The 20,329-nt window shown below is 67.5% G+C and carries 20 protein-coding genes and 1 pseudogene; 17 read left to right on the forward strand and 4 right to left on the reverse strand.

The genetic code is table 11. From position 1 onward, the window contains the following. Positions 1-54: 54 nt before the first annotated feature. Positions 55-516, reverse strand: a complete 462-nt coding sequence (locus ACWDUD_RS28580) for a VOC family protein (RefSeq protein ID WP_248673600.1) — start codon at positions 514-516, stop codon at positions 55-57. A 255-nt stretch (positions 517-771) separates the two neighbouring features. Here ACWDUD_RS28580 and ACWDUD_RS28585 point away from each other — a divergent pair, with 255 nt between their 5' ends. Both ACWDUD_RS28585 and bluB read left to right on the forward strand, forming a co-directional pair. Then, positions 772-1,266, forward strand: coding sequence for a glutathione peroxidase (locus ACWDUD_RS28585; protein ID WP_197253426.1), 495 nt, complete (start codon positions 772-774; stop codon positions 1,264-1,266). A 9-nt stretch (positions 1,267-1,275) separates the two neighbouring features. Next, entirely contained in the window at positions 1,276-1,947 is a 672-nt protein-coding gene (gene bluB / locus ACWDUD_RS28590) for a 5,6-dimethylbenzimidazole synthase (RefSeq protein WP_197253424.1), read from the forward strand. A gap of 31 nt (positions 1,948-1,978) precedes the next feature. Here the strand turns inward: bluB and ACWDUD_RS28595 are convergent, their stop codons facing one another. Next, on the reverse strand, positions 1,979-4,096 hold the full coding sequence (locus ACWDUD_RS28595; RefSeq protein ID WP_450111528.1) for an oxidoreductase: 2,118 nt from the start codon (positions 4,094-4,096) through the stop codon (positions 1,979-1,981). Positions 4,097-4,176: 80 nt separating this feature from the next. Beyond that, positions 4,177-5,337 (reverse strand): cytochrome P450, encoded by a 1,161-nt coding sequence (locus ACWDUD_RS28600; protein ID WP_450111529.1) that lies wholly within the window; start codon positions 5,335-5,337, stop codon positions 4,177-4,179. Between the two features lie 119 nt (positions 5,338-5,456). Here ACWDUD_RS28600 and ACWDUD_RS28605 point away from each other — a divergent pair, with 119 nt between their 5' ends. From ACWDUD_RS28605 to ACWDUD_RS28615, 3 genes and pseudogenes are all read left to right on the forward strand, one after another. Then, on the forward strand, positions 5,457-6,158 hold the full coding sequence (locus ACWDUD_RS28605) for a DUF2334 domain-containing protein (RefSeq protein WP_450111530.1): 702 nt from the start codon (positions 5,457-5,459) through the stop codon (positions 6,156-6,158). Positions 6,159-6,210: 52 nt separating this feature from the next. Then, the gene (locus ACWDUD_RS28610) at positions 6,211-7,854 is read left to right on the forward strand and encodes an FAD-binding dehydrogenase (RefSeq protein ID WP_450111531.1); all 1,644 of its coding nucleotides are present in this window, start codon (positions 6,211-6,213) and stop codon (positions 7,852-7,854) included. 62 nt (positions 7,855-7,916) lie between these two features. Next, positions 7,917-8,444, forward strand: a pseudogene (locus tag ACWDUD_RS28615) (NAD(P)-dependent oxidoreductase); the annotation flags it as partial. Here ACWDUD_RS28615 and ACWDUD_RS28620 read toward each other — a convergent pair. Next, positions 8,441-9,085 (reverse strand): MBL fold metallo-hydrolase, encoded by a 645-nt coding sequence (locus tag ACWDUD_RS28620; RefSeq protein WP_450111532.1) that lies wholly within the window; start codon positions 9,083-9,085, stop codon positions 8,441-8,443. The pseudogene ACWDUD_RS28615 and the gene ACWDUD_RS28620 sit on opposite strands and share 4 nt — an antisense overlap. Before the next feature lie 116 nt (positions 9,086-9,201). On the opposite strand from ACWDUD_RS28620, the gene ACWDUD_RS28625 reads away from it, so the two are divergent. The 12 genes from ACWDUD_RS28625 to ACWDUD_RS28680 all read left to right on the forward strand — a co-directional run bounded on the left by ACWDUD_RS28625 (position 9,202) and on the right by ACWDUD_RS28680 (position 20,327). Beyond that, complete coding sequence (locus ACWDUD_RS28625) at positions 9,202-10,047, forward strand: fumarylacetoacetate hydrolase family protein (protein WP_450111533.1); 846 nt, start codon at positions 9,202-9,204, stop codon at positions 10,045-10,047. Positions 10,048-10,050: 3 nt separating this feature from the next. Further along, entirely contained in the window at positions 10,051-10,995 is a 945-nt protein-coding gene (locus ACWDUD_RS28630; RefSeq protein WP_450111534.1) for a 3-carboxyethylcatechol 2,3-dioxygenase, read from the forward strand. A gap of 249 nt (positions 10,996-11,244) precedes the next feature. Beyond that, positions 11,245-12,180: a 3-carboxyethylcatechol 2,3-dioxygenase gene (locus tag ACWDUD_RS28635; RefSeq protein ID WP_197253414.1), complete on the forward strand. Its 936-nt coding sequence runs from the start codon at positions 11,245-11,247 to the stop codon at positions 12,178-12,180. 4 nt (positions 12,181-12,184) lie between these two features. Beyond that, entirely contained in the window at positions 12,185-13,060 is an 876-nt protein-coding gene (locus tag ACWDUD_RS28640; protein ID WP_197253412.1) for an alpha/beta fold hydrolase, read from the forward strand. A 3-nt stretch (positions 13,061-13,063) separates the two neighbouring features. Then, the gene (locus tag ACWDUD_RS28645; RefSeq protein ID WP_420749266.1) at positions 13,064-13,858 is read left to right on the forward strand and encodes a 2-keto-4-pentenoate hydratase; all 795 of its coding nucleotides are present in this window, start codon (positions 13,064-13,066) and stop codon (positions 13,856-13,858) included. Between the two features lie 4 nt (positions 13,859-13,862). Then, complete coding sequence (locus ACWDUD_RS28650; RefSeq protein ID WP_248673594.1) at positions 13,863-14,345, forward strand: nuclear transport factor 2 family protein; 483 nt, start codon at positions 13,863-13,865, stop codon at positions 14,343-14,345. Next, positions 14,342-15,076: an HpcH/HpaI aldolase family protein gene (locus ACWDUD_RS28655; protein ID WP_450111535.1), complete on the forward strand. Its 735-nt coding sequence runs from the start codon at positions 14,342-14,344 to the stop codon at positions 15,074-15,076. The genes ACWDUD_RS28650 and ACWDUD_RS28655 overlap by 4 nt, the downstream gene beginning before the upstream one ends. Beyond that, complete coding sequence (mhpA, locus tag ACWDUD_RS28660) at positions 15,073-16,713, forward strand: bifunctional 3-(3-hydroxy-phenyl)propionate/3-hydroxycinnamic acid hydroxylase MhpA (RefSeq protein WP_248673592.1); 1,641 nt, start codon at positions 15,073-15,075, stop codon at positions 16,711-16,713. The genes ACWDUD_RS28655 and mhpA overlap by 4 nt, the downstream gene beginning before the upstream one ends. A 133-nt stretch (positions 16,714-16,846) precedes the next feature. Next, positions 16,847-17,818: an ABC transporter substrate-binding protein gene (locus ACWDUD_RS28665; protein ID WP_197253403.1), complete on the forward strand. Its 972-nt coding sequence runs from the start codon at positions 16,847-16,849 to the stop codon at positions 17,816-17,818. A gap of 67 nt (positions 17,819-17,885) precedes the next feature. Continuing rightward, positions 17,886-18,740 carry an ABC transporter permease gene (locus ACWDUD_RS28670; protein ID WP_248673591.1) on the forward strand — a complete coding sequence of 285 codons (855 nt, stop codon included), beginning with the start codon at positions 17,886-17,888 and terminating at the stop codon, positions 18,738-18,740. Then, positions 18,737-19,507 carry an ABC transporter permease gene (locus ACWDUD_RS28675; protein ID WP_197253400.1) on the forward strand — a complete coding sequence of 257 codons (771 nt, stop codon included), beginning with the start codon at positions 18,737-18,739 and terminating at the stop codon, positions 19,505-19,507. Before ACWDUD_RS28670 ends, ACWDUD_RS28675 begins: the two co-directional genes overlap by 4 nt. Continuing rightward, a complete protein-coding gene (locus tag ACWDUD_RS28680) occupies positions 19,500-20,327 on the forward strand; it encodes an ABC transporter ATP-binding protein (RefSeq protein ID WP_197253398.1) in 828 nt (275 codons plus the stop codon). Before ACWDUD_RS28675 ends, ACWDUD_RS28680 begins: the two co-directional genes overlap by 8 nt. The last annotated feature ends 2 nt before the right edge of the window (positions 20,328-20,329 follow it).

Raw genomic sequence — 20,329 nt, forward strand, 5'->3', positions numbered from 1 at the left:
GCCGCGGCCCGCACACCCCGGGGTGCCGGGGCCGCGCCTGTGTCCGGGGTCCGGTCACAGGCGCAGCGGCTTGACGGGGGAGTAGAGGAGGGACGGGTCGGAGCGCCAGTCGACGTCGGGAACGTCGATGTACAGCTCGATCTCGTTGCCGTCGGGATCTGCGATGTAGAGGCTGTGGGTGATGCCGTGATCGCTGGCCCCGAGGATCGGAACCCCGGCTTCCCGCAACTGGGCCAGGGCCGCGCGCAGTTCGTCGTCGCTGTCGCCGATCTTCAGGCCGAAGTGGTACATCCCCACCCGGCGTCCGGCGGGCAGGGCGGCGGCGTCGGGCCCGACCTCGATGAGCAGCAGTTCGTGATGGGTTCGGTTCGACGGTGCGGAGAACGCGGCGACCGGCATCGCGGGTGCACCGTCCGCCGTCAGCCGGCGCCAGCCGAGGACCTCGCCGTAGAAGTGCGCCGAGCGGGTGATGTCGCGGACGTAGAGGACGACATGGCCCAGTTCCTTGATCTCCATGAACTTCCTTGCGGTGTGGTTGTCCGGGCTGTGCGCTGTCGACCTGGGTGCGGCTGGCACGGTAGGTGGGCCGGACCGGATCGGGCGGTTCGCGGTACCGGTCGAGATACCTGGTGACCGCCGGAGCGTATCCGATCGTGCCGCGCTGTGAGTCGATCCGCCGGCCGGGAGGAAACCGATGCGACCGGGAACGTGGCCGGGATTCGTGCACCGAGCAAACTCCGCAATCACAGCGGGCCGACTACGTTGGTCCGCATGACCACACCTCTTCAGGACATCGCGATCAACACCCTCGCCGGTGAGCCCACGTCCCTCGCCGCATTCGACGGCCACGCGCTGCTCGTCGTCAACGTCGCCTCCAAGTGCGGCCTGACGCCGCAGTACACGGCGCTGGAACAGCTGGCGAAGAACTACGCGGACCGCGGCCTGATCGTGGTGGGTGTGCCCTGCAACCAGTTCATGGGCCAGGAACCGGGCACCGCCGAGGAGATCCAGGAGTTCTGCTCCACCACCTACGGAGTCACCTTCCCGCTGCTCGAGAAGATCGAGGTCAACGGCGAGAACCGGCACCCCCTGTACGCGGAGCTGACCAAGCACGCCGACGCAGACGGCGAGGCCGGGGACATCCAGTGGAACTTCGAGAAGTTCGTGATCGCACCCGACGGCACCGTCGTCGACCGGTTCCGTCCGCGCACCGAACCGGACGCCCCCGAGGTCGTCGCCGCGATCGAGGCCGTGCTGCCGGTCTGACCTGAAGCCATGTTCTCGAACGAAGCGCGCGACGCGCTGTACGACATCATCCGCATGCGCCGTGACGTGCGCGCCGAGTTCGCCGGTGAAACCGTCGACGAGGATGTGCTGTGGCGCATCCTCGCCGCGGCCCACCACGCGCCCAGCGTCGGCAACACCCAGCCCTGGGACTTCGTCGTCGTGCAGGACCGGCAGCGGCTCGAAGCGTTCGCCGAGCACGTCGCCGGATGCCGCCAGGCGTTCGCCGATTCGCTCCCGGAGGACCGCCGCCGCACCTTCGACCCCATCAAGATCGAGGGGATCGTCGAGTCCCGTACCGGCATCGTCGTCACCTACGACCCGGAACGCGGCGGTAAGCACATCCTGGGCCGGCACACCATCGACGACTCCGGGTTGTTCTCCGCGGTCCTCGCGATCCAGAACCTGTGGCTCGCCGCGACCGCGGAGGGGCTCGGCGTCGGATGGGTGTCGTTCTACGACGAACCGTTCCTCACCGAGTTCATCGGTGCGGAAGGCGCGGTGCGGCCGATCGCGTGGCTGTGCGTCGGGCCGGTCACCCGTCTCCAGGAGGTACCGGACCTGGAACGCTTCGGCTGGCGCCGCGGCCGTCCGCTGACCGACGCCGTGCACCGCGACCGCTTCGGCGGCGCCTACGACACGCCGGACACCGCCGAAGCCTGAGTCACGGCAGCCCGAGTCGCAGCCGCCCGGGTCACAGCGCGGTCGCGACCTTCCAGGCCGAACGGATCGCGCCCTCGATGTATCCGACGTCGCCCGCATCGCCGACGACCCGCACGTCCGTCCCGGACCCGGCGAGGTCGTCGGCGAGCGGCGCCGCCGCCGACACCCCCGACGCCATCACGACCAGATCGGCAGGGGCGGTGAGGGTTTCGGTACCGACCTGGAACTCGACCGCGTCCGGGGTGATGCGCTGGACGGTCGCGTGCCGGTGGACGGTCACCCCGACCTCCCCGGCATGACGAACCGCGGTCCAGCGCCGCGGCATCGCCATCGGCACACCCAGCTGCTGACCTTCTTCCAGCAGCGTCACCTGCCGGCCCCGCTCGGCCAGGAACTCGGCGAGTTCGAGGCCCACCAGCGAGCCACCGATCACCACGACGTTCCGGCCCACGGGCAGGAACTTGCGGGTCACCGAGCGAACTGCACCGGGCCGCTTCGTGATTCCCGACAGCGCACCGAGCTTGCCCGCCGTCCGCAGGAACCACGGCTGACCGGAAACATCACCGCTGCCGGTCATCAACGCCCGCAGCGTGTCGCCGGTGTGCACGTGCGGCAGATCGCCCCCGGGCACACCCGGGCGCTCGCGCACCGCGCCGGTCGCGATCACCACGACATCGGGGTTCAGTGCCTGGATCGACGCCGCGGTGGCCTCGGTCTTCAACCGGACGTCGATGCCGAGCCGCCGGACCTCGGCGGTCAGCCAGTTCAGCAGGCGCTCGTTGTCGGGGGTGGTCAGCGTCGAGAACCACAGGGTGCCGCCGAGCCGATCAGTCTTGTCGAGCACCGTGACGTGATGGCCGCGTTCGGTTGCGATGCGCGCAACCTCGAGACCCGCGGGCCCGGCACCCACGACGACGACCCGCCTCGCGGCGGCGGTCCGCACGAACGGCACCAGCGTCTCGTTGCCCAGCGCCGGATTCACCGCGCACACGGGGGTACCGTCCCAGAAGTTCTCCTGAACGCACACATAGCAATTGATGCAGGGACGCACCTGCTCCGGGGTTCCGGCCTTCAGTTTGCCGACGAGATCGGGATCGGCCAGCAGCTGGCGGCCCATCGCGACGAAATCCGCCTTGCCGTCGGCGATGGTCTGCTCACCCACCTCGGGAAGCATCCGGCCCACCGCGATCACCGGGATCGACACCGCCCGCTTCACCTCCGCGGCCAGGTCGGTGTACGCGCCCACCGTGTTCGGAAGCGGACCGTCGGTGAAGTTGGAGAACGGATTCCGGGCCCATCCGGTGACATGGATGGCGTCCGCGCCGGCCTTCTCGAACAGCACCGACGCCTGCACGGCCTCGGCGGTGGTCAATGCGCCGGCCTCCCCGTACTCGCGTCCGGCGACACGCACGATCACCGCCAGCGAGTCGCCCACCTCGTCCTTGACGGCCCGGATCACCTCGCACGCCAGTCGTGCCCGGTTCTCGAGCGAGCCGCCGTACTCGTCGGTGCGCCGGTTGTCGGCGCGGGACAGGAACGCACCGAGCACATAGCCGTGCGCGCAATGGATTTCGACCGCGTCGCCGCCGGCAGCCTTCACGCGGGCCGCGGCCTCGGCGAAACACTTGATCAGCCAAGGGATGTCGTCGGCGTCGGCCTCGTGGAAAGTGGCCTGCTTGCCCTGCACGACGCTCGCCATCTTCTGCAGTTCCTCGCCGGTGTTGTCGGCGAGCGCGCTCATGTCGGGGCCGGCCTGCGGCGTCGACGGCACCAGCAGCGGACGGTCCTGGACGGTGTCGATCCGGGCGACCTTGCCGTGGTGGGTCATCTGCACGCACAGTTTGCTGCCGGACACGTGCACGGCGTCCGCCAGCGCCTTCAGCCCGGGGATGAACCGGTCCTCGGACAGGCCCGGTTCCTTGGTGCTCGCGCACCCGATCGGATACGCGACCGCGCAGCATCCGGTGATGATCAATCCGGTGCCGCCCGCGGCGCGCGCCGCGAAATGATCGATGTCGCCCTGCTCGATCTCGCCGTCCACGCACAGATTCATGTCCATCGCGGGCAGCACCACCCGGTTGGCCAGGGTGAGCGGGCCGATGGTGCCGGGGGAGAGCAGATGCGGGTACGTCTTCTGGCGGGTCGTCACGGGCCGACGCTAAACCGCGTCGGCGCCGGGGCAGGACGGCCGTCTTGGTGAACGGGACCTCGTCGTTCGGTGGGAGTTGTTCAGTGGCGGGTCAGCACGACCGGCACCCGCGTGAACCCGCCCGCCGGATACGCCGCGTGCTCCGGAACCGCGCCGGTCGCGGTGATGTTCGTGGTCGCGGCGAGCAGTTCGTCGACCAGTGCGGTGAGCTCGAGTCGCGCGAGCGGCGCACCCGGACAGTTGTGGATGCCGCGTCCGTAAAGCAGGTTCGCGGCCGGGTCGCGGTCGAGGCGGAACTCGTCGGGGTCACCGAAGACGGCCTCGTCGCGGTTCGCCGACGCCCACAGCACTATGATCCGTTCCCCGGCCGGGATGCGGCGGTCCGCGACGGTCACCTCCCGGGTGGTGCGACGGCGGTTCGCGATCAGCGGTGCCTGCATCCGCAGGATCTCGTCGCACGCGGCACCGATCCGGTCGGGTTCGGCCCGCAGATGCTTCTGGACCTCCGGATTCGACGCGAGGAACGCGACCAGGATGCCGACGCACGCAGCGATCGTGCTCAGCTCGCCGACCGTCCAGTTGCGGATCATCGACACCAGCTCGGCATCGGTGAGCGGCCTGCCGTCGACCCGCTCGCCGAGCAGCTCCGCGGTCACGTCGGGAGTCCCGGTCGCCGGCCGACCACGGCGCTCGTCGAGCTGTTCGCGGATGTAGCCGTCGAACTCCAGCGCGATCGCCGACATCGCCGCCCGGTCGAGGGCGCGCGTCGCCTCCCGGTTCTTGCGCGTCCATTCGCGCAGCGGCTCGTGCAGACGGTCCGGCCACCCCATGAACCGGCACTGGATCCGGTTCGCGAACGGTTCGGCCAGGCCGGACATGATCTCGGCCTCGCCGGGCCCGAGTGCGTCGATCAGGTCGCGGGCCACCTCGCGGCACGCCGGTTCGAACGCGCGCATGCGGTCGGGCGTGAAGTACCGGTCGTTGATCGCCCGGAACGACGTGTGCTCCGGCGGGTCCATGCCGTTGGGCACCGACGGATGCGACGACACCGCATTGCTGAAGGTCGCGGGGTCGTCGAGGATTGCCACGACATCGGTGTGACGGAACACCGTCCAATTGCGGTAGGCGCTGTAGGCGACGGGGCAGCGGGCGCGCATCTCGTCGTACGCGGTGATCTGATCCGCCTGCACCTGTGGGGAACGCGGGTCCCAATCCACGTGCGGTTCGCTCTGATCGGACATGACACCTCGCTCCGGTCGGCAACGGATCCGATCCCAGTGTGCCCACCGCGCTGCTCTCGTCGCGCAGGTTTCAACCGGAGGACGATCTCCGTTCATCCGCGCCGGGCATCGTGATGGTCGTGAGCACGGAACTGATCGTGTCGGTGTCGGGAATCCGGGATGTCACCCGCGAAGCGGTCGACAGGTTCGCCCGCGAGATGGATGCGCGCGGAGTGCCGCTGTCGCTGCTCGTGGCGCCGCGGCTGAAGGACCACTACCGGCTGGTGCGCGACCCGGCGACCCAGGAATGGCTCCTCGAACGCCGGGAAGACGGCGACGCGATCGTGCTGCACGGCTACGACCAGGCCGCGACGAAACGCCGCCGCGCCGAATTCTCGGCGCTGCGCGAGCACGAGGCGCGGCTGCGGCTGCTCGCCGCCGATCGCGTGCTCGAGGCAACGGGACTGCGCACCCGGCTGTTCGCCCCGCCCCGCTGGGTCGCCTCGGCCGGGGCGGTCGCCGTACTGCCGCAGACCGGGTTCCGCCTCCTGGCCGACGCCACCGGCGTGCACGACCTCGACCGGGGCACCGTGGAGCAGGCGCGCGTGTTCGGGATCGGCGACGGGGCGCGCGCCGAACCGTGGTGGTGCCGCGCCATGGTCATCGGCGCCGCGCGGGTCGCGCGGCGCGGCGGACTGCTGCGCCTGGCGATCTCCGGGCCGCAACTGAGCAAACCCGGACCGCGGCAGGCCATCGTCGACGCCGTCGACATCGCGCTGCACCACGACGCGCAGCCGACCGTGTACCGCTGGCAGCCGCGGGCTCTCGGCCACGTCGCGTGATGCCGTTCGACCTCTCCCGTCGTACCGGGACCGGCCGGTAGTGTCTGCGGACATGGACGCAGACGTGATCGTGGTGGGGGCGGGTCTCGCCGGGCTGGTGGCGACCGGGGAGCTGATCGACGCCGGGCGCAAGGTGATCCTGGTGGATCAGGAGAACGCGAACAACCTTGGTGGACAAGCCTTCTGGTCGTTCGGTGGGCTCTTCTTCGTCGACAGTCCCGAACAACGTCGCATGGGTATCAAGGACTCCTACGACCTCGCGCTGCAGGACTGGATGGGCACAGCCGGCTTCGACCGCGAGGTCGAGGACCGCTGGCCGCGCCGCTGGGCGCAGGCGTACGTCGAGTTCGCCGCGGGGGAGAAGCACGCGTGGCTCGCGCAGCGCGGGTTGAAGATCTTCCCGATGGTCAACTGGGCCGAACGCGGCGGCTACGACGCCGGCGGCCACGGCAACTCGGTGCCCCGATTCCACATCACGTGGGGGACCGGCCCCGGGCTCGTCGAGATCTTCGCCCGCAAGGCGCTCGCCGCCGCCGACCGCGGCCTCGTCACTTTGAAGTACCGCCATCAGGTCGACGAACTGGTCGTCACCGACGGTGCGGTCACCGGCGTGCGCGGCACCGTCCTCGAACCGACCGACGCGGCGCGCGGCGTGAAGTCGTCCCGCACCGCCGTCGGCGACTTCGAGTTCGGCGCGGGCGCCGTGATCGTCACGTCCGGCGGCATCGGCGGCAACTACGACCTGGTCAAGAAGAACTGGCCGACGCGGCTCGGTATCCCGCCGAAGCACATGCTCAGCGGCGTGCCCGCCCACGTCGACGGCCGCATGCTCGAGATCACCGAGAAGGCCGGCGGGAACATCGTCAACCGAGATCGCATGTGGCACTACACCGAAGGCATCACCAACTACGACCCGGTGTGGCCGAACCACGGCATCCGCATCCTGCCCGGCCCGTCGTCGCTGTGGCTCGACGCCACCGGCAAGCGCCTGCCGGTGCCGCTGTTCCCCGGATTCGACACGCTCGGCACCCTCGAGCACATCGTCACCACCGGCCACGACCACACCTGGTTCGTGCTCGACCAGAAGATCATCGAGAAGGAATTCGGCCTGTCCGGATCCGAACAGAACCCGGACCTGACCGGTCGCAACATCAAACTGCTGCTGCAGCGCGTCCGATCCGGCGCGCCCGGACCGGTCGAAGCGTTCAAGCAGCGCGGCGTCGACTTCGTGGTGCGAGACAACCTCGCAGACCTCGTCGCCGGCATGAACGAACTGGCACCCGAAGCCCCGCTCGACTACGCGACGGTGCGGTCGGTGGTCGAGGCTCGCGACCGCGAGATCGCCAACAAGTACACCAAGGACCTGCAGGTCGCGGCGATGCGCGCGGCACGCGCCTACCTGCCCGACAAGATCGCGCGGATCGCGGCGCCGCACCGCATTCTCGACCCGAAGGCCGGACCGCTCATCGCGGTGAAGCTGCATCTGCTCACCCGCAAGACCCTCGGCGGTCTCGAAACCGACCTGTCGTCGCGGGTCCTGCGATCCGACGGCAGCGTGTTCGACGGCCTGTTCGCCGCCGGGGAGGTCGCCGGGTTCGGCGGCGGTGGCGTGCACGGCTACCGCTCGCTGGAAGGTACGTTCCTCGGCGGCTGCATCTTCTCCGGGCGCGCCGCGGGTCGAGCCGCGGCCCGCTAGGTTTCCGCAGCAGCCGGGCGTCGCATCGATCCGGGTGAGACGCCCGTGACTCGCTTGAACGCCCGCGCGAATCCGTCCGACGCGGTGATGCGACGCGACCCGAGGACGTCGACGCTGCCGTGCAGGGCCACGACGCGGTCGTCGTCACGCTCGGTATCAGCGAGAACCCGCTGCGAGTCCGGGCACGCGGACCGGCCCACACCCCTCTCGACGTGCGCTCGCGGGGAACGCGCAACGTGATCGACGCGATGCGCCGCCACGGTGTGCCCCGGCTCGTGGTGCAGACGTCGTACGGCGTGGGGGAGACGCAGGGCAGGCTGCCCCTGCGGTACAGCCTGATGTTCAAGCTCCTGCTCGGACCCCGGATCGCCGACACCGAGGTCCAGGACGGTCTCGTGCGGGACAGCGGTCTCGACTGGACCGTCGTACAGCCGGTGAACCTCACCGACGAACCCGCCGACGGCACCGCCACGGCCGCGGTCGACGGCGCGATCTCGAGGTGGCATGTTTCCCGCCGCGACGTGGGGAACGTCCTCGCGGACGCGGCGGGAAACGGCACCTACCGGCGCGCCACGGTCGCGGTGTCCTAGACCTCGATGTCGGATTCGTGCGGCAGGACGCGGAATTCCGTTCCCTCCGGCGCCATTTCGCTGTAGCGACCGTAGAAGATGCCGTTGGCCTGCTCGGCGATGATGGCCTGGTGGATCGGGACGGCGACCCGCGGATTCACCGCGCGCAGGTAATCGATTGCCTCCCAGATCTTCAGCCACGGCGCCGCGGACGGGAGTGCGAGGACGTCGACGCGCTCGTGCGGGATGTACAGCGAGTCACCGGGATGCAGCAGCCGGGACGGGTTCTCGTCGTCGCCGAGCAGGAACGCGGTGTTGTCGATGACCGGCAGATCCGGATGGATGACGGCGTGCCGGCCGCCCGTGCCGCGGACGGTCACCTCGCCGATCTCGAACGTGTCGCCCGGACGCACTGCGGTCCAGTCACCCTCGAGCAGGTCCGCGGACTGCGGATCCGAGAACAGCTTCGCGTCGGGGTTCGCGTCGAGCAGGGCGGGCAGGCGCGCGGCGTCGGCGTGGTCGGGATGCTGGTGCGTGACCAGGATCGCGTCGAGCCCGGTGATGCCCTCGAAGCCGTGCGAGAAGGTGCCCGGGTCGAACAGGATCTTCGCGCCGCGGTGTTCGACGAGCAGGCAGGAGTGTCCGAAGTGGGTCAGTCGCATGGGCGCAAGTATCTCCCACCTGCTCGCCGCCCGGCACCTTCCGCGACTGACTATATTTTGCTTAACTACTGACGTACTATCGTGGTGAAAATACATTCTTCAGAGGAGATGTGATTGTGAAGTACGTGAGTTTCGAGGTCGAGGGTCGTCAGAGCTGGGGTGCCGTGGTCGACGGGCAGGTCTACGACCTGGGCGTGAACGGCGCCGACGTGGCCGCTTCCCTGCGCGACGCCATCGCCGCGGGTCTGCTGCGCGATTCGCTGGTCGACGGCCTCGAGCCCGTTGCCGAGGAGTCCGAGGTTTCCTTCCTGCCGGCTGTGCCGAACCCCGCCAAGATCATCTGTGTGGGCGTCAACTATCGGTCGCATCTGGAGGAGACCGGTAAGGCCGAGGTCGGTGCCCCGACCCTGTTCACGCGGTTTGCCGACTCCCAGACCGGTCACCTGGTCCCGGTCGAGATCCCGGCGGTGGGCACCCAGTTCGACTACGAGGGTGAGCTCGCCGTGGTCATCGGCGCTCCGGCCTTCAAGGTTCCCGCTGCGGAGGCGCAGTCGGTGATCGCGGGCTACAGCATCTACAACGATTTCACCGTGCGTGACTGGCAGCGCGCCACGACGCAGTGGATCCCGGGGAAGAACTTCCCGCGCACCGGCGCGATGGGCCCGTACTTCGTGCCGGCCGCCGACATCGAGGACATTCAGGAATGCACCCTCGAGACGCGGGTCAACGGTGAGCAGCGCCAGAAGGCCACGATTGCGGACATGCGCTGCCCGATCGACCGGTTGATCGAGCACATCTCGACCTTCACCCCGCTCGCGCCCGGCGACATCATCGTCACCGGAACCCCGGGTGGTGTGGGCCTGTTCATGGACCCGCCGGCGCTGCTGAATCCCGGCGATGTGGTCGAGGTCGAGATCACCGGCCTGGGGGTCCTGCGCAACGAGATCGTCGCGGAGCAGTAGCCGATGGCCATCGCGGTCTGCACGATGTCGCACTCGCCGCTCATCGGCGAGATCGAGCCCGCCGGTGGCGTGCTGGGTGAGATCGATGCGGCGACGGACGAGATTCGGAAGGCGATCGAGGACTTCGATCCCGAGATCACGATCGTCTTCGGACCCGATCATTTCAACGGTGTCTTCTACGACATGATGCCGCCGTTCTGCATCGGCTCCGAAGCCATCGGCGTCGGGGACTGGAGCACGCAGCAACGCGCGCTGCCGGTCGACCGGGAGCATGCCGCCCGGCTCGTGCAGGCGGTGTTCGACGAGGAGATCGACGTCGCCCAGTCCGAGCGGCTGTATGTCGACCACGGCATGACGCAGACGCTCGAGATGCTCTACGGCGTGGACTACGAGCGTCCCATCGTGCCGGTGTTCGTCAACGCGGTCGGTCTGCCGCTGGTGCCGATGCGCCGCGTGCGCAGGTTCGGTGAGGCGATCGGCCGCGAGGCCGCCCGCTGGAACAAGCGGGTGCTGATCGTCGGATCCGGAGGCCTGTCGCACGATCCGCCGGTCCCGAAGCTCGAGGGGGCGCCGGAGCAGGTGCGTGAGCGTCTGATCGACGGTCGTCACTACACCCCCGAGCAGCGGGAGGAACGGCAGCGCCGGGTCATCGAGGCCGCGCGCGAGCACGTGCGCACCGGCACCGGTCAGCAGCCCCTCAACGAGGAGTTCGACCGGCTCGTCATGGACACCTTCGCCGAGGGTCGTCTCGACGCGGTCGACGGATGGGCCACCGACTGGATGGCGCGGGAGGGTGGGGGATCGGCGCACGAGATCCGTGCGTGGGTCGCCGCCTTCGCGGCGGTCAACGCCGTCGCCACCCCGACGGTCGCAGGCCGCTGGTACTGGCCGGTCCACGAATGGGGTGCCGGTTTCGGCATCATGCTGACCGATCCGGTCGGTTCCTGAGCTCCGATCTTCTGGGCGGCACAATGTGTTGCCTCTCCAGCCACCCCGGTACGGGCAGATCTGTCCATACCGGGGTGGCTCTCTTCATGCCCATCGCGCCCGGCGAATAGCCGGAGTCACTAATTGGGGCGAAGTGTGGTTGCGGTCATGTGACTCTAGTCTCTAGAGTGACGACTCTAGAGACTAGAGTCTTTTTTCCCGTCCTCGATCCTGCCCACGTGCGGGTGCCCTATGAAAGGAACTCCTGTCATGCCTTTGGCAGTCGCCGCCCTGTCCCATGCGCCGTCATTCGGCAATGTCGACCCGGGAGGCACGACGATGGCGGAAATCGAGGCCGCAATCGGTGAAGTGCGCTCCTTCGTCGAGAGCTTCGACCCCGAGGTGGTCGTCGCATTGGGCCCCGATCACTTCAACGGTCAGCTGTACTCGCTGATTACCCCCTGGGCGATCGGAGCCGAGGCCGTCGGTGTCGGTGACTACGGCACCACAGCAGGCCCGGTGCCCGTCGACGGGGACATCGCCCGAACCCTGCACGCACTGGTCCTCGAACAGGGAATCGACATCGGCCGGTCCGAGCGGATGACGGTGGACCACGGCATCCTGCAACCGCTCGAATTCATCTACGGCCACCCCTTGAGCCGGCCCATCGTTCCGATCTTCGTCAACGCTCTCGGATTCCCGCTCACGCCGATGCAGCGTGTCCGGTTGTTCGGGGAGGCCGTGGGCCGGGCGGCGCAGCAGCTCGACAAGCGAGTTCTGCTGGTGGCCTCCGGCGGCATCTCGCACAACCCGCCCGTCCCGCGCTGGGACGACGCCCCGGAACCGGTGCGCCGGCGCCTCGTCGAGTACGCCCCCAGTCGGGAGGAGCGCGCCGCCCGCGAACAGGCGATCGTGAAGGGTATCCAGGCCATCGCCGACGGCAAGGCCTCGAGCGCACCGCTCAACGAAGCCTGGGACGCGCTGGTGCTGAACACCTTCCGCTCCGGTGAGCTGTCCGCCGTCGACGGTTGGGACAACGACCGGTTCGTCGCCGAAGGGGGCAGCGCGGCCCACGAGATGCGCAGCTGGATCGCGGCGTACGCCGCCCTGTCCACCGCCGGCCCCTACCGGCTCACCGTCGACCACTACTGGGCCGTGGAGACCTGGGGCGCCGGCTTCGGTATCCAGGCCGCGATCGGAGCGTGAGGACATGTACGAGTTCAAGACCTTCTGGGAAGCCGTCGCCGACCTGCCGCACCGCCTCGAATATCTCGAGGTGAACGGCTGGCGCACCCGCGTACTCACCGTCGACGGCCCCGGCGGACCCGACGAGCAGACCGTGGTCCTGCTCAACGGAACCACCGGCCACATCGAGGCCTTCACCCAGAACATCCGTGCTCTGGCCTCGAAGTACCGGGTGGTGGGATACGACTATCCCGGTCACGGCTTCACCACCCTGACCGACCACGACCTCGAGATCCCCGAATACGAGGAACACCTGCTCGCCCTGCTCGACGTGCTCGGCCTGGACCGCGCGCACCTGTGCGGCGAGTCCCTCGGCGGCTGGATCGCGATCAAGTTCGCCGGCCACCACCCCGATCGGGTGCGGACGGTGATCCTCAGTGCCCCGGGCGGTCGCGTCACGACCGCCGAGCGGGTCGACCGTGCCCAGTCGGTCAGCCGCCAGGCCGTCACCGAACCGACCTACGACAACGTCAAGAAGCGGCTGCAGGTCGTCATCCACGACCCCGGCAAGATCACCGACGAACTGGTCCACATCCGGCAGGCGGTGTACTCCCGCGACGGCTTCGGCGACGCCATGCACCACATCGCGGTGCTGCGTCAGCCGGAGACCCGCTACCGCAACCGGGTCACCGACGAGGACTTCGCGGCGATCCCCGTACCTGCATTGCTGGTATGGACCGACCACGAGCCCAGCGGCGGACCCGAGGTGGGAAAGGAACTCGCCGAGTCGATTCCGGACGGCCAGTTCCTGCTCATCGAGAATGCGGCGCACTGGCCGCAGTGGGAGGACCCCGAAACCTTCAACGCCACCGTCCTCGACTTCCTCGCACGAAAAGGCTGAACCATGACAGAGACCAGCGTCATCGAACAGATCGCCGACGAGCTCTATCGCGCCCGCCGCGACGTCACCACCATGGACTTCGTCAGTCCGCGGCTGCCCGAGCGTGATCTCGATGCGGCGTACAGCATCTCCGAGCTCGTCGCGGCCCGGCGGGAGGCCGAACTCGGTGTGCGTCGTGTCGGCCGTAAGGTCGGTCTGACGAACCCGCTCGTGCAGAAGCGGGTCGGGGTCTTCGAACCCGACTACGGCATCATCCACGACGACATGGTCCACTCCTCGGGCGTCGTGATCCCCGCGTCCGCGCACAACTTCCTGCGCATCGAGGCCGAGGTCGCCTTCGTCCTGGCGAAGGACATCCTCGTTGCCGACCCCGATGCGATCGAGGACGCGATCGAATACATCACTCCCGCATTCGAACTCGTCGATTTCCGCTTTGCCGGCAATGTCGGGAAGATCGTCGACACCATTGCCGACAACGCAGGGTGCGACGGGGTCGTCCTCGGCGAGGAACGACACGCCTACGGCGAGGTCGATCTCACCGGTGTCGAGATGTCGATCACCACCGCGACCGGTGACGAGATCACCCGGGGCGTCGGAAGCAACGTGCTCGGCCACCCGATCAAGGCGGTGCAATGGCTCGCCGAGACGGCACTGCGGATCGGGCATCCGTTGCGGGCCGGCGAGATCCTGCTCTCGGGTTCGATCGGATACATCGAGCCCTGGCCGGCCGACGTCGAATGCACCGCCACCATCACCGGACTGGGTTGCGTGCGCGCAACCCTCGATTCGAAGGCATGAACCGATGACCGAGAACACCGAGAACACTTCCGGGTCGACACCCGCCGTCACCACCGAGATTCGCGTCGCCATCGAACAATTGGTGGCGGAGCATCATTGGCTGCTCGACCACGGTCACGCCGACCGGCTCTACACCCTGTATGCCGAGGATGCGGTCTCGGTCGGGCCGCTCGGCACCATGAACGGCCGCGACGCCATCAAGGCGTGGGGGGAACGCCGGGTCACCCAGGACGCGGGAACGGTCCGCCACTTCTCGGGCGGCACCCGACTCGCCTGGAAGGACGGAGTCCTCACGGGCACGACCTACTACACGACGTTCCGCAGCACGCAGGACGATCCGCTGCGCCCCGCCAGCGTCGGCGAGTTCCGCGAGGAGTACGTCCAGGTGGACGGGGAATGGCGCATTCGCCGCCGGGAGATCGTTCCGGTCTTCGGCGGCGAGAACGCAGCGGCGCACGCTCGTCGGCTGGCCGAGGCCGACAAGTGACGAACATCCCCGCCCTCCTCCACGTCGCCACGCCGTCGTTGAGCATCGTCGAAAGCGGCTTGTTCAACGGGTACGACGGGGTTGTCATCGACCTGCAGCACGGTGAAGTCGGGTTGGAGACCGCCTGCACGATGCTTCGGGCGATCCCGCGCGACGTCCGATACCGGTACGTGCGCGTGGCGAGCATCGACTCCGGTCCGATCGGCCGCCTGATGGACAGCGGCGCGCGCGGCATCATCGCTCCGACCGTCGAAAGTGCCGATGAGGCAAGAGCACTCGTGGCGGCGACCAAGTATCCGCCGCTGGGTCGCCGCAGCCTGGGGCCCAGCCGCCCCCAGCTGTATTCCGGCAGCAGCTACACCGAGGCCGGGAACGACGCGGTCGAGTGCATCGTGCAGATCGAGACGCGCCGTGGCCTCGACGCCGCCGAGGAGATCCTTTCGGTGGACGGTGTCGGGTCCGTCTACATCGGACCGGCGGATCTGGCCGTGTCCTTCGGTCTCGGAGGCGGGGCCGACTGGGCGGACGGTCCGGTGTACGACGCGATCGTCGAGATCGCAAAGGTCGCACGAGCATACGGACGAACCTGCGGAATCTACGCCGGTTCCCCCACTTACGCAGCCGCTCTGGCTCGTGCCGAGCTGATCGATTACGTGGGGCTCGGGATCGACCTTGTCATGGTCGGGGCCCAGGCACGCCAGAACATCGCATCCCTGAGGAGTGAATCGTGAACACGGACGTCCTGATCATCGGCGCGGGCCCCACCGGTCTCACGCTCGCGAACCTGCTCGGCCAGCACGGTGTGCGCACGGTGCTGATCGAGGCACTCGACGAGCTCATCGACTATCCGCGGGCGGTCGGTATCGACGACGAGGCCCTGCGGGTCATGCAGTCGATCGGCCTCGTGGACAAGGTGCTGCCGCACACGGTCCCCGACCAGCAGGTCCGGATCGTCAACGGCGAGATGAAGGTCATCGCCGAGATCAACCCCACGACACGTGAATTCGGATGGCCGCGGCGCAACGGCTTCGTTCAGCCGCTGGTGGACCAGGTCCTGTTGGCGGGCTTGGAGCGTTTCGAGACGGTCGACGTCCGGCTCGGGACCGAAGCGATCGACCTCACCTACACCGACGACGAAGCGACGGTCACCGTCAAGTCGGGGGAGGTGACCTCGCAGATCACGGCGCGCTACGTCATCGGGTGCGAGGGCGGCCGGTCCTTCACCCGGACCCGTCTCGGCATCGAGTTCGAAGGCGAGACCCGCAAGCAACGCGGTCTCGTGATCGACGTCGCCGACGACCCGATCGGCACGCCGCACGCGGTGTTCGGCGGTGACCCTACGCGTGGCTACGCCACTTTGAGCCTCCCGCACGGGATTCGGCGCTGGGAGTTCATGATGCTCGACGACGAGGGGGAGGAGCTCGTCGAATCGGACGAGTTCATCTACGGTCTCCTCGCCGATCACGTGCCCGACCCGAAGCGGCTGAACATCATCCGTCGACGTGTCTACACCCATCACGCGCGGTTGGCGTCCCGGTTCCGGGAAGGACCGATCCTCCTGGCCGGCGATGCCGCCCACGTCATGCCGGTGGTCGCCGGGCAGGGATGGAATTCGTGCATTCGTGACGCGATGAATCTCGGTTGGAAGCTGGCTGCGGTGGTGAAGGGGCAAGCCGACGATGCGTTGCTCGACACCTACGCGGAAGAGCGTCGCGACCATGTGAAGGCAATGGTCGACCTGTCGGTCGGCATGGCCAACCTGGTCACCAACCGCAGCAAACTGCGTTCTGCGGCACGTGATGCCGCAGCAGTGGTCGTCGACCGGTTGCCGCGACTGAAGGCGTATGTCTCCGGGCAGGGCTTCAAGCCCATGCCGCGCTACGAGCGCGGCGTCGTGGTGCCGGCGCGGGTGCCCCGGTTGAAGTCGGTACCCGTTGCGGAGGACTTCAAGTCGGCTGTCGGTACGTTGTTCCCGCAGCCGCGGGTGTGCACGACGGCCGCGACCGATCGGCTGCTCGACGATGTGACGGGGTCCGGCTGGCGAATCTTCGTGTGGAACAACGATCCACGGCAGCTCGTCGACAAGGAGAACCTGGAGCGACTGGAGTCGCTCGGCGCACGCCTGGTGCATCTGGTACCTGCCTCCCAGCTTCCGTGGGCAATGGAGAACGCGGGGGACGGTGTGCACGTAGTGGGCGATCCGTCGGGCGTGCTCAAGTCCTGGTTCCATCAGCGGCCGTTCTCGGCGGTGGTTGTGCGACCGGACCATGTCATCGCGGCCGAATGTCTCGCTCAGGATCTCGACTCGACCTTGGAGTCGGTGTTTTCCGCTGCCCGACTGCGGCCAGCAGAATGCATTCCTCAGTGAAAATGCAATAAGGCTTGACCAATATTAAATCTGTGACATAGTCGATGTTGCGGGCGTCACATCTGCACGACCCATCAAGATCGCCCGGAACAGTCGGATTCCGGAACAGCCGGATTCAGGGAAGAAGGAATTCATGAAGCGGACCTTGTCTGTGCTCGCCGGAAGCGCGGCGTTGGCACTTGCGTTGACCGCGTGCTCCAACGGATCGAACGACGGCGCCGCATCGAAATCGGACAGCGGTCTCGACATCGTGAAGGTGGGGCTTTTCCCCTCGTCGGCGGTGGGTGCCTTCCAGATCGGCATCGACCAGGGCTTTTTCGCCGAGCAGGGAATCGAGATCGAACTCGTCATGGGCCAGTCGAGTGCTGCGCAGTTGCCGGCCGTGAATTCCGGGAGCCTCGACTTCATCCTGGCCAGCCCGACCACGCCGCTGGTCGCGAGCAGCAAGGGCCTCGACGTGCCGATCGTGTCCGGCTACGCCAAGAACCGCCCCGGCACCCTGGGTGACTCCGTCGCCGTGCTCGTCGGCTCGGGCTCGGATATCAAGTCGGCGAAGGACCTCGAAGGTAAGCGGGTCGCGATCAATGCCCTCGGGAGCATCGGCGAGATCGGCATCAAGGAAGCGGTCGCGAAGGACGGCGGCGATCCCGAGTCGATCACCTTCGTCCAGCTCGGGTTCGACCAGGTCGCCGCGCAGCTCGAGAGCGGGCAGATCGATGCCGGAATGGCCGGACCGCCGTTCATCGGGCAGATCCTGAACAACGGTGGCGCCGTCGTCAGCGACTTCATCCCGGCGGCGGGCCTCGATGGCGCCGAGCTGGTCATGGTGGCCGGCAGGAAGCTCATCGACACCAAACCCGATCTGGTCGAACGGTTTACGGAAGCCCTCGACGAAACTCTCACCTACGCCGAAGCACATCAGGACGACGTCCGCGCCCTGTTGCCGAAGGTGATCGGCACCGCCCCCGAGGTCGCTGCGAAGACCGAGTTCATCCAGTGGGATGCGAAGTTGGACGCCGACGCGATCGACCAGTTCAGCACCCTGCTGGTGAAGTACAACGTCATGAACAAGGAGCCCGGCGAGAACGTCGTCTGGAACCACTGACCGCGTGGGTCGGGCCGCGAGGCCCGACCCACCCCATGCCTCCGCAACACTCGAAAGGTTGCCTGCCATGAGCGTGGCACAACGAGAACTGGAGAAGCCCGTGGCGGTTCCGCCGCAACGGGACAGTTCCCGAACACCCAGTGCAGTCGCCCCGTACAAGCCGCTTCTCCTCGGCGTGGCCGGCAGTCTGGGCTTTCTCCTGATCTGGCAGGTGTTCTCTGCCATCGGACCGGTCGGTTCGCACTATCTGCCACCCCCGACGGTGGTGTTCGCGGAATTCGTCGAGAACCTGTCCGATCCCGATTTCTGGACCTCGGTCGGCTACACACTGCGTGCCTGGCTGATCGGTCTGGTGGTCTCCAGCGTCGCCGCCATCGTGGTCGGCGTGATCATCGGCTCCAGTACGTTCCTCAGGCGGGCGACCCACTCGACCATCGAGTTCCTTCGGCCCATCCCCGCGGTCGCGCTCATCCCGCTGGCCGCGCTCCTGTACGGACCTGCCCTCAGCGCCGAGCTTCTGATCGTCGTCTACGCCTGCTTCTGGATCGTGCTGGTCCAGGTGCTCTACGGCGTGGCCGACGTCGACAAGGTCGCCACGGACACCGCCCTGACCCTGCAGATGAACTTCTGGCAGAGGGTCCGCTACCTGCTCTTCCCGACCCTGCTTCCCTTCCTCATGACCGGCATACGCCTGGCCGCCACGGTCGCGCTGATCCTGTCCGTCGGCGTCGAGCTGATCATCGGCACCCCGGGTCTCGGCCAGGACGTCGCACTCGCACAGATCAACGACGACGCGCCGGCGATGTTCGCCCTCATCGTCACCAGCGGCGTGCTCGGCATGCTCGTCAACTGGCTGATGGGAACGATCGAACGCAAGGTTCTCTTCTGGCACGCCTCGGTGCGTGGAGGTGTGAAGTCGTGAAAACACTGAAGAGTCTCGGATATTTCGTCGGCCTGCCGATCGTGCTGATCGCAGCGTGGTGGGCGGCCACGCAGGGTGGTGGCAGCTTCTACGTTCCCGACCCGGACCAACTCGTCACCGCGTTCCGCACCGTGTGGCTCGGCGACGGATTCACGCAGGACGCTCTCCCCAGTATCGCGCGTCTGCTGGTCGGCCTGGCGCTGTCCATCGTCCTCGGCGTCGGTCTCGGTATCGCCATCGGTTCGATCGACTGGGTGCGATGGCTGCTCAGCCCGCTGCTCGAGTTCCTCCGCGCGGTCCCGTCGACGATCATGATCCCGGTCCTGCTCCTGCTGATCGGCATCAACGACGCCATGAAGGTCACCGTCATCGTCCTCGGATGTCTGTGGCCCATCCTCCTCAACACCATCAAGGGCGTCGCCTCCATCGACGAGGTTCAGAGCGACACCGGCCGGGTCTACGGACTCACCGGCATCGACCGGATGCGGTATCTCGTACTCCCGGCCGCGTCACCGCAGATCTTCGCCGGCATCCGCCAGAGCCTCGCGGTCGGCCTCGTCCTGATGGTCGTCTCCGAGATGTTCGCGGCCACAGAAGGAATCGGCTACGCCATCATCAACTTCCAGAATCGGATCGACATCCCCGAGATGTGGAGCGGCATCGTGCTGCTCGGGCTGCTCGGCGTGGCGCTGTCCGTGTTGTTCCAGATCGTCCAGGGCCGAGTCCTCGGCTGGTACGAAGGATTGAAGGAAAGTGCGAATGACTGATCACCAAGACGTTCGACTCCGCGTCGACAAGGTCAAGAAGGTATACAGCCGGGACGGCAAAGAGTTCGAAGCGGTCAAGTCCCTCACCTTCGACCTGCACCAGGGTGAATTCGCCTGCCTCGTCGGCCCGTCGGGAAGCGGCAAGACCACACTGCTCAAGTGCATCGCCGGTCTCATGGCGCCGACCTCGGGTGCGGTCGTGCTCGACGGCAGGCCCGTCAACGGGCCGGCCAGGGGTATGGCCGTGGTGTTCCAGGAGTACGGTCGCAGCCTCTATCCCTGGATGACGGTGGCCGCCAACATCGAACTGCCGCTCAAGATCGCCAAGCTGTCCAAGGCGGAGCGTCGCGCGCGTGTCGACGAAGCTTTGCACTCGGTCGGCCTCGAGCAGGCTCGCAACAGCTACCCCTGGCAGTTGTCCGGGGGCATGCAACAGCGCGTCGCCATCGCCCGCGCGGTCGCCACGCACCCGAGCGTCCTGCTCATGGACGAACCGTTCGCCGCGGTCGATGCGCAGACCCGGGCCGACCTCGAGGACCTCGTCCGCTCGGTGTGGAAGCGGCACAACATGACCATCCTCTTCGTCACCCACGACATCGAGGAGTCCGTCTACCTCGGTGAGCGGGTCCTGGTGTTGTCGAGCTCGCCCACGGTGATCCAGGACGACGTGAAGATCGACCTGCCGGACGAGCGGGACCAGCTCGGCACACGCTCGCTCACCCGCTTCAGCGAACTGCGCGCCCATGTCTACGAGCAGGTGCAGATCGCCAAGACCAACAAGACCGGAATGGTCACCTCGCGACAGGCTGCGGTGTTGTGACC

The sequence above is a fragment of the Rhodococcus sp. NPDC003382 genome (genome assembly GCF_053589135.1).